Raw genomic sequence first — 7,884 nt, forward strand, 5'->3', positions numbered from 1 at the left:
ATTTCCTTGGAAGAAACGTAATTTCACTCTCGCGGTCGCATTGATGGACGATGGAAATCAAGCGGGACCGCTCCAGCCGATGGCATTGGAATTCCAAAATGCCCATCCCTTCCTCGTCCCCGGGTGCTTCGGGACCCAGCCGATAAACGGCCGAACGGTTCAGATATCGAAGCAGCTCCCCCTGGATGGCGGCGCAATGCCGGCTCTTAATCCGCACCGTTAGGGTGAAGATCCCACCTTGGACCGGAAGTTTGACGGCTTCGAAGGCGGACAGGTAGGCGATAACCGAATAGAGGGCCTGCAGAAAGCCAAAATGAAAGCCCGCACCGATCAGGATCAGACAGTTCAGCATCAGCAAGATCCGCTCCGGGGACAATCTGCCATATTGGAGCTGCTTCACGGCTTTCTCCGCAACGTCCAGCGCCCCTCCAAAACGCAGAGCTAAACCAAGCCCAAGTCCCAGTGATAATCCCCCGATCAGCGCTGCCAGCAGCGGCTCGTCAATCAGGGAAGGATAAGGATGGAGCACAAGCGTCCCCAGTGAAAATACCAATACGCCAATCACAGTGAAGATCCCGTAGGACCCATGGATATTTTTACGATAGAGAAAGAGTAAGGGCAGATTCAGCAAGAACAAGAACAATCCAAGCCGCATTTCCGTCGTTAACGCCAGCAATGCGGATAAACCGGTCATTCCTCCAACGACGATGCTGTGGGGCATCAGGAACAGCTCTAAGCCGACGGAAGCAAGCGATGCGCCAGCTATGACGCCGGCAGCATGGCCAAACGTCGGAATTAGTGTCTTGAAGCCGCCGCGGGTCTTCCGGGAGGAATGAATTCTTAACTGGTGTTTCAAACCGACCCCTCCTAACTGGATAAACCCATCATCAAGGGCAGGCGGTTCTTATACCAAGCAACGGATAGATCGCGGACAGTAGACTATCTGCTCGCCGCGATCCGGGTGAAGGACAAACCGCCTTCAGCATGAGATGATCCAATGAATTATTTTCCGCTCAATAGGATCTGTCTGATTTGTTGTTGATGGAGACGTTCGCCAAGCACGACCACCGTCGCCTCGGAGGTCAGCATCAGATCAGGTCCGGGATTGATGTGTTTCTTGTGGTTCTTCTCGATTACGGCGATGATCGTCGCTCCAGAACGCTGACGAATTTTCAACTCGCCAATGGTTTTGCCAATCGCTTTATAGTTCGAATCTAATTTATACCACTCAATGATCAGATCGCCTAAAGCCACTTCAATGTTCTCCATTGCTGTTGGCTTATATGTCGCACCGCTAATAATGGCAGAGATATATCTCGCTTCATCGTCATCCAAAGTGACCATGGAAACGCTGTTGTCCGGATCGTCTTCATCGAAATGTGATAATTCGCGCCGTCCATCATTATGAATAACGATCGAGAGTTTGTCGCCGCTGCGGGCCTGGACCACGAATTGTTTACCGATTCCTGGCAGATCTGTTTCTTTGAGATTCATTTGAGTCAAGCCTCCAGTTTTTAAAGTCATTTTTCCATTTTGGGTAATAACAAAATAAGCCTCATGCGATTTCGTTTGAAAAAACGTGAAAGTCCTGCAGGAGACTGGATCAAAAAAACGATACAACTTCGGTTAAGCCACGAACATGCTCGTAAATTTGATGGGCATAAGCAGACGCCGCTTTAACAGCAGGCAGAATAACGGTCGGAAACACGCCCATGGCGCCAGCAGCATAAAGCTGATCAAGGCCGAGACGGCATCCAGTTGATGCGGGGTTCTGTCGATAAACAGCTTGCCGTAAGACGGTGTACTATTGAGGCGAAGTGATACCTTGTTCTGCACATGGCCATAATCGGTCTCAAGCGTCTCTTCCCCACGAGACTCTGCATGAACGGGGGATGAAATAAAGGAAGGGAGGGACAACGCCAGGACCAACGTCAATACCACCACAGCTAACCAACGAAGCCTTAGTTGTTGCGTTGTCATGCGTCATCCCTCCCCTCGACATCTATTTACTTATCTTAAGGATAGCATATTGGCGTCATTCTTTCCAAAGATATAGGGAAAGCATCGATCCAACTGTTGGTATAATGCAAGCGGATCTTGGGAAATCTGATACGCTTGTAAGCGTGCGGATTGTTCCAGTGTTAGTACGTCTAATTCAATTAACCGCGCTACGGGTGTTTTGGCCGTGTCGAATGTTTTCTTTACACGTGCTGCGCAACGCTCCTTGCCTAACAACTTGGGAGTGGGCAAGCAGCAATTGAAATACCGATCAGGCAGGGCAATATTGAAGTTGAGCGCTCTTCTGTTCCGGGCAGCCATAGCGTTTGCCTCGTTAGTAACATTTTAAACTGAGTGATCGCGCATGATTGACAGATTATTAAGAATTAATATAAACTAGACATATAAATAGTGCAATTCAAGAATGTCTTAGCAAACAGTTAATTTTATTGACTGGGTTGAAAAGATAAATCTTGAACTGAGATTACAGAATCAGGTAGACTTTTCAAAAGTGCGAGAGATGCTAGTTGAAAGTAAACCGGCAATTTTCTGGAATTCGTGGCATTAAGACCGCGGAACCCGAAGTTGTCGGTTTTTTATTTTAGATTTCATTGAAAGGAACGTTGTCTGTGCCATTTTCAACTCTTTTTTTGGGATTTCTCGGAGTGTCATTGTTGAGCGGTTTGATGATAATCGGCCTCAAAGCTCCGTTGAAGTATATTCCGTTTCACCTTGGAATTTTGACACTGCCTCCTGTCATAGCGCTTCTGTCGCTGGTCTTAGCATCTGAGAGCGCAAGCTGCGGTCCGTTGTACTTTGATCGCTTGTCCTGGCTAATGGCATGGTTTGTCACCACGATCAGTTTTTTTGTACAGAAGTATTCCATGCGCTACTTGCTTGCGGACCGATCTTATCGTAAATACTTTACCCTATTGACGGTCACTGCAGCAGCTGCTTCGATTACCTGGCTGAGTAACGACTTCCGCTTGTTATTGGCAGGTTGGGGGGCTACTTTATGGGGATTAACCGGGCTTATCGGTTTGAGGAAAGAATGGCCGGCGACAAGACACGCAGCGGCATTAAGCGGCAAGTTCTTGGCAGGAAGTTGGGGATTGTTGTCGGTCACGTTGTTGTGGATTGGCTGGAGAACAGGAAATTGGGAGGTTTCGCTACATTCGCAAAGCAGCATGGAAGATCTTCATTCACTAGAAAGATTCTTCTTGAATATGCTGCTTGTTATTTCAGTTATGATTCCGGCAGCGCAGTGGCCGTTTCAGCGGTGGTTGCTGGACACCGCTATTGCGCCAACGCCTATATCTGCAGTCATGCATGCAGGGATTGTGAATGGCGGTGGGATTATCTTGACTCGTTTGGCTCCGCTGGCCACTGAAGATAGTCAACTGATGCTTTTGGTTATCTCGAGCTTGTCTGTCCTGCTGGGTACCGGAATTATGCTGGTTCAGGTTGATTATAAGCGGCAATTGGTAGGTTCTACTATAGCCCAGATGGGCTTTATGCTGGTTCAATGTGCGTTAGGATCCTATTGGGCGGCTATTGCTCACGCAGTGCTGCATGGTTTGTTTAAAGCGACACAATTTCTGCAATCGGGTTCGGTGGCGAAACCTAAAGAACGTGATCCTCACCCTTCCCAGTCTGCGGCAAGTTTATGGGTCATTGCTGGCGGAGCTATCAGTCTTGCGGTAGGGACAGGAATTTGGATCAGTTCACATGGGGAGTCCTATCAATTGATTAGCGCTGTAATTCTCAGTCTGTCTGCATTCATATCATGGAAGCAACTTGTAGCTTCCGGTCGCGGCTGGATCAACAAAATAACGGGCATCATATTGATTGCTGGAGCCGCGGTCTTGTTTCAAGTAATTCACAGAGCATTTTATCAACTTTTGCATACTGCGTTGCCGGAGGGGACAACATTGTCCTTGAATATTGTATTTATTTTCCTGATCATTTTAGTAACATTTAACTTACTTATTGCATGGTTTATTCGTAATCGCACATTACCGGTTTCCGTTGTTGTTTATCTTTGGCTTTTGAGGTTAAGTGAACCGCAAAGCAATTCGGTTGAGGTTCGTTCCAGAAGTCCTATTTCAACCTCAGTTACAAGGAGGACACAGTACTGATGAATACAGTTGCCGCATTTGACCAATCGCCAAATTCAGACAAACAATCAGCGCTTTCTCATTTAAAAATAAATCAATTTGTCCAATCGGCTTTAAAAGTCATCGTTCCGCTTGACCCGATACACCGATTTGCGGCGCGTAGCCCATGGGCGGGGCTGGAAGAGCAATCATTTGAGCAAACGGCTCGACGGCAAATGCAAATATGTGGAATTGATATTTATCCTAGTGAAGCAATTTTGTGTCAGGCAAAAAATCAAGGCGAAATTCGGGAGGAGTTTCTTGAAAAATCAATGCAGAAATGGCTCGATATGCATTTGCCAGATTTGCCCCGAGAGGCGGCAGAGCAGTTTTGCCGAGCTGCACTTAAGCTGGATCGACCGCCTGAGGCATTATTCGCAACACCCGAGTTATCAGCTTTGGTGCAAAAAGTAAGGCGAACCGGGTTCCAAATTACGGAAAGCTGTGAATTTCAAACATACAGCAGACGTTTGGAACAACAGTCAGGTATCGAGCTAGCTAGCAAACTGGATCGATTCCTGATTAAATGGTGTAAATTATTTTTGGATGAATCTCAAGCTTCATGGCCGATGCCGTTTCGTGAAAATGGATTTTACAACGCATGGAAAAAAATCATTAGGTATGAACCAGGTCTGACGAAAGAGATGCGCAAGTTTCTGAAACTTTTGCCAGAAACTTCCGAAGAAACACTTTGGGCCGCTTTGTCTGCATTGAATATTCCGGAGTCCATGATTGAAGGCTATTTAAAGGCGCACTTGCTTGCCTTGCCTGGCTGGGCTGGCGCGATGCTGTGGCGTTCACAGCACATCAGCAAACCCAATACATTGATGACGGACTATCTTGCAGTGCGGATTTGGGTGGAGTGGACTTTGCTTCAACCCCATCTTCTGAAGCTGAAGCCCGAAAAAGAGGTTCAAATATCGGTTAAGCCCTTGTTAGCCGAGGCTATTCATTGGGGCGGAATCCCCTTAAGCTTATGGTCAGAATTATCGGACGAAGAAATCAAAGCGCGCATTATGCTTGCATACGATTTCGATCTTTTCGCCAAAAAGCGCCTGTTGTTGGAAGCGTGGGAAGAAACCTATGAACATCGTATAAAAGAAATGATTATTTTTTCTGAAGGAAGATCTACTGATCAACATGCAGCAACCGTTGCAGCTCAATTTGTATTCTGTATCGATGTTCGTTCGGAACCTTTACGACGGAAGATTGAACAGTCTGGACCGTTCGAGACTCTGGGAACGGCAGGTTTCTTTGGTTTGCCGATCGAGAAATATGAACTCGGATCCGTTCGTCAACATCCTTCCCTGCCAGTTATAAGCAAACCTGAATTAAGGGTTGTTGAAATTTCGACTGCCTCAGAGACGGAAAGGTATCAGAACAGAAAACAACTGATTAATTCCATTCATAATGCATTTCAAACAATGAAGCAGAATCTCTTGACCAGTTTGCTGCTGCCGGAGATCAGTGCCCCGTGGTTCAGCATGCAGTTGTTCTTTCGCAGCATCCTGCCTCGGAAAACGGGGACGTTCATTCGCCAAATTCGAGAAGCATGGATGAGCAAGCCTGAAACTGATTTTGAAATCTGTCACCGATCTGAATGGCCTGATAGGCTTACTATTGAGGAGAAGGCAGATTATGTAAAGCAGGCATTAGTTTCTATGGGACTTACTGAACAATTTGCTCCGCTGGTTGTGTTCTGCGGCCATGGCAGCCGGAGTGCCAATAACCCGTATGCAGCTGCACTGGATTGCGGCGCTTGCGGAGGAGCATCGGGAGAATTTAATGCACGTGTGCTGGCAAAGCTATGCAATGAACCGGAAATTCGGAATGCTTTGGCAGCAAGAGGGATATCGATTCCCGAATGTACGGCGTTTGCTGCCGCCGAACATGTCACCACATTGGATGAGATCAACTGGGTATACGTGCCCGAGCTTTCAAAAGAAGCTTATAGAGCCTTAAATCATGTCCAAAGCGTGCTGCCGGACATAAGCGAACAGGCGAAAGCTGATAGAATAAGCAAATTACCCAACAATAGTCTGATTTTACACCCTCCTTATGCGGCAGCAGAACGCTTGGCGGAAGATTGGAGCGAGTTGCGCCCGGAATGGGGATTGGCAGGCAATGCTGCAATAATTATAGGAGAATGCAGGCTTACTATGAACTGCGATCTTGAGGGGAGAGTATTCCTCCATAATTACGAGTGGCAAAAGGATACGGACGGAGCGATACTTGAAAGTATTATCGCAGGGCCTGTTCAGGTAGCGCAATGGATTAATTTGCAGTATTATGCGTCTGCGGTTGTACCACACTACTATGGAAGCGGGGATAAAGCTACACAAACCGTAACTTCCGGTATTGGCGTTATGCAGGGGAATGCCAGCGATTTATTATTTGGTCTTCCCTGGCAAACCGTCATGAGATCGGAGGGGGAATTGTATCATACTCCACTGAGATTGCTGGTAGTCATCCAGGCACCTGAAGAATACGTGGATCGATTGTTGAGGCGTGTTCCTGAATTTCGGCAAAAAATAGAGAACAGGTGGTTGCGTCTGGCATCCATTGATTCGGAAGGACAGTGGAAAAGCTGGTCGTAATTAGTAGAGGAGGATAATATTTTGGATAAAACCAAAGGAACGTTGGAAGCGGAAATAAGTAAAGCGTTGACCAACTGGGAGAAAAGTTATCTCGGGAGAGGGTCTGTCTTTGTCAAGTCAGATATCTTGAGGGATATGATTATTGTTACAATGCAAAGAGTCCTGACTCCTGCCGAATATTCCTTGTGTCAGGACAAAGAAGGTCTGCTGCATGTGAAGACGAATCGAAATCGTCTGGTCGAATCAGGTGTTGAAGATTTGAAGAAAATTATCCTGGATATCACCGGTCTGGAAGTGTTGAGCTTCTTCACTGATGTCAGCACTCAGACCGGTGAGCGAGTGATGTTATTCAAGCTTTCAGGCAGTTTGGAGAAACTTCTTTCAAGTCGCCCGAAGGAGGGAAACTGATGGATATGAGACAGCAGAAGAAAGTACTGCTATTGACAGGATTGCACCATGAAATGGAACCTGAAATATATGAAGTAATTCCAATTAAACCGGACAGCATGGTGACATTACGTGTTGCAGGGCCATTGATTGCTCATCGTTACGGAGATTTAATGCGCACCATACTTCTACTTGTATATGGCCAGGATATCGAAGAAATTTATGTGGTAGGAGTACATGAGCGGCATTATATTACTGATGATACCCCGACTCTATATGATCACCTTCACAAAAATGTAGAATTAAGAGATAAAATGCAAATAATAAATTATCTATTAAGCAGTAACCAGATTGATTTCCCGAATATGAGCTTGCAGGAATGGCTGTCAGACGGCAAATCTGTGCAGGAGAGCGTACAGCAAAGTGTTGATATGCTTAGCAATCATCCATTAGTACCGTCAGACGTCAGGATTCACGGTTTATTCCTGAATGAAGACAGGGAAATTGTTGAGCTGGGGTAGTCATTCCAGGCAATTAGTCGTGGATTCGGATCAAGAATGGATTCATACTGCTCTTTCCAACCGTATTCTGCTTTCGAATCCAATTTTTTGTATCGTTCATATATTTTTTTGACGGATTTCCGGGGTCGCCCAGCCCCAATGTTTTATTCTAAAGCTACTAATAAAAGAAGGCAAATCGAAAATATTTGCCGGAAATCGTCCGAAATGAAGCGGAAGATCATTCCA

General features: G+C 46.3%; 7 protein-coding genes. 4 read left to right on the forward strand and 3 right to left on the reverse strand.

The window, feature by feature from the left end; genetic code table 11:
- The 3 genes from POTG_RS23805 to POTG_RS09995 all read right to left on the reverse strand — a co-directional run.
- Positions 1–856: YitT family protein (locus POTG_RS23805; protein WP_050769736.1), on the reverse strand; the 856-nt coding region annotated here is incomplete at its 3' end.
- 146 nt (positions 857–1,002) lie between these two features.
- Positions 1,003–1,494: a cation:proton antiporter regulatory subunit gene (locus POTG_RS09990; protein ID WP_009224701.1), complete on the reverse strand. Its 492-nt coding sequence runs from the start codon at positions 1,492–1,494 to the stop codon at positions 1,003–1,005.
- Between the two features lie 132 nt (positions 1,495–1,626).
- The gene (locus POTG_RS09995; RefSeq protein ID WP_009224702.1) at positions 1,627–1,980 is read right to left on the reverse strand and encodes a hypothetical protein; all 354 of its coding nucleotides are present in this window, start codon (positions 1,978–1,980) and stop codon (positions 1,627–1,629) included.
- Positions 1,981–2,627: 647 nt separating this feature from the next.
- Between POTG_RS09995 and POTG_RS10005 the strand changes: the two genes are divergently transcribed.
- The 4 genes from POTG_RS10005 to POTG_RS10020 are packed head-to-tail and all read left to right on the forward strand — an operon-like array spanning position 2,628 to position 7,659.
- On the forward strand, positions 2,628–4,136 hold the full coding sequence (locus tag POTG_RS10005) for an NADH dehydrogenase subunit 5 (protein WP_442852586.1): 1,509 nt from the start codon (positions 2,628–2,630) through the stop codon (positions 4,134–4,136).
- The gene (locus tag POTG_RS10010; RefSeq protein WP_157273395.1) at positions 4,136–6,751 is read left to right on the forward strand and encodes a DUF2309 domain-containing protein; all 2,616 of its coding nucleotides are present in this window, start codon (positions 4,136–4,138) and stop codon (positions 6,749–6,751) included. The genes POTG_RS10005 and POTG_RS10010 overlap by 1 nt, the downstream gene beginning before the upstream one ends.
- Before the next feature lie 21 nt (positions 6,752–6,772).
- A complete protein-coding gene (locus POTG_RS10015) occupies positions 6,773–7,159 on the forward strand; it encodes a DUF2294 domain-containing protein (protein ID WP_009224705.1) in 387 nt (128 codons plus the stop codon).
- Positions 7,159–7,659, forward strand: coding sequence for a hypothetical protein (locus POTG_RS10020; RefSeq protein ID WP_036644960.1), 501 nt, complete (start codon positions 7,159–7,161; stop codon positions 7,657–7,659). The genes POTG_RS10015 and POTG_RS10020 overlap by 1 nt, the downstream gene beginning before the upstream one ends.
- Positions 7,660–7,884 lie beyond the last annotated feature (225 nt).

The sequence above is a fragment of the Paenibacillus sp. oral taxon 786 str. D14 genome, from assembly GCF_000159955.1.
GTDB classification, from domain to species: domain Bacteria; phylum Bacillota; class Bacilli; order Paenibacillales; family Paenibacillaceae; genus Fontibacillus; species Fontibacillus phoenicis.

Excerpts from the sequence above, each read along its gene's own strand:
- POTG_RS09990 (WP_009224701.1), bottom strand. The coding sequence starts at position 1,494 with ATGAATCTCAAAGAAACAGATCTGCCAGGAATCGGTAAACAATTCGTG.
- POTG_RS09995 (WP_009224702.1), bottom strand. The coding sequence starts at position 1,980 with ATGACAACGCAACAACTAAGGCTTCGTTGGTTAGCTGTGGTGGTATTG.
- POTG_RS10010 (WP_157273395.1), top strand. The coding sequence starts at position 4,136 with ATGAATACAGTTGCCGCATTTGACCAATCGCCAAATTCAGACAAACAA.
- POTG_RS10020 (WP_036644960.1), top strand. The coding sequence starts at position 7,159 with ATGGATATGAGACAGCAGAAGAAAGTACTGCTATTGACAGGATTGCAC.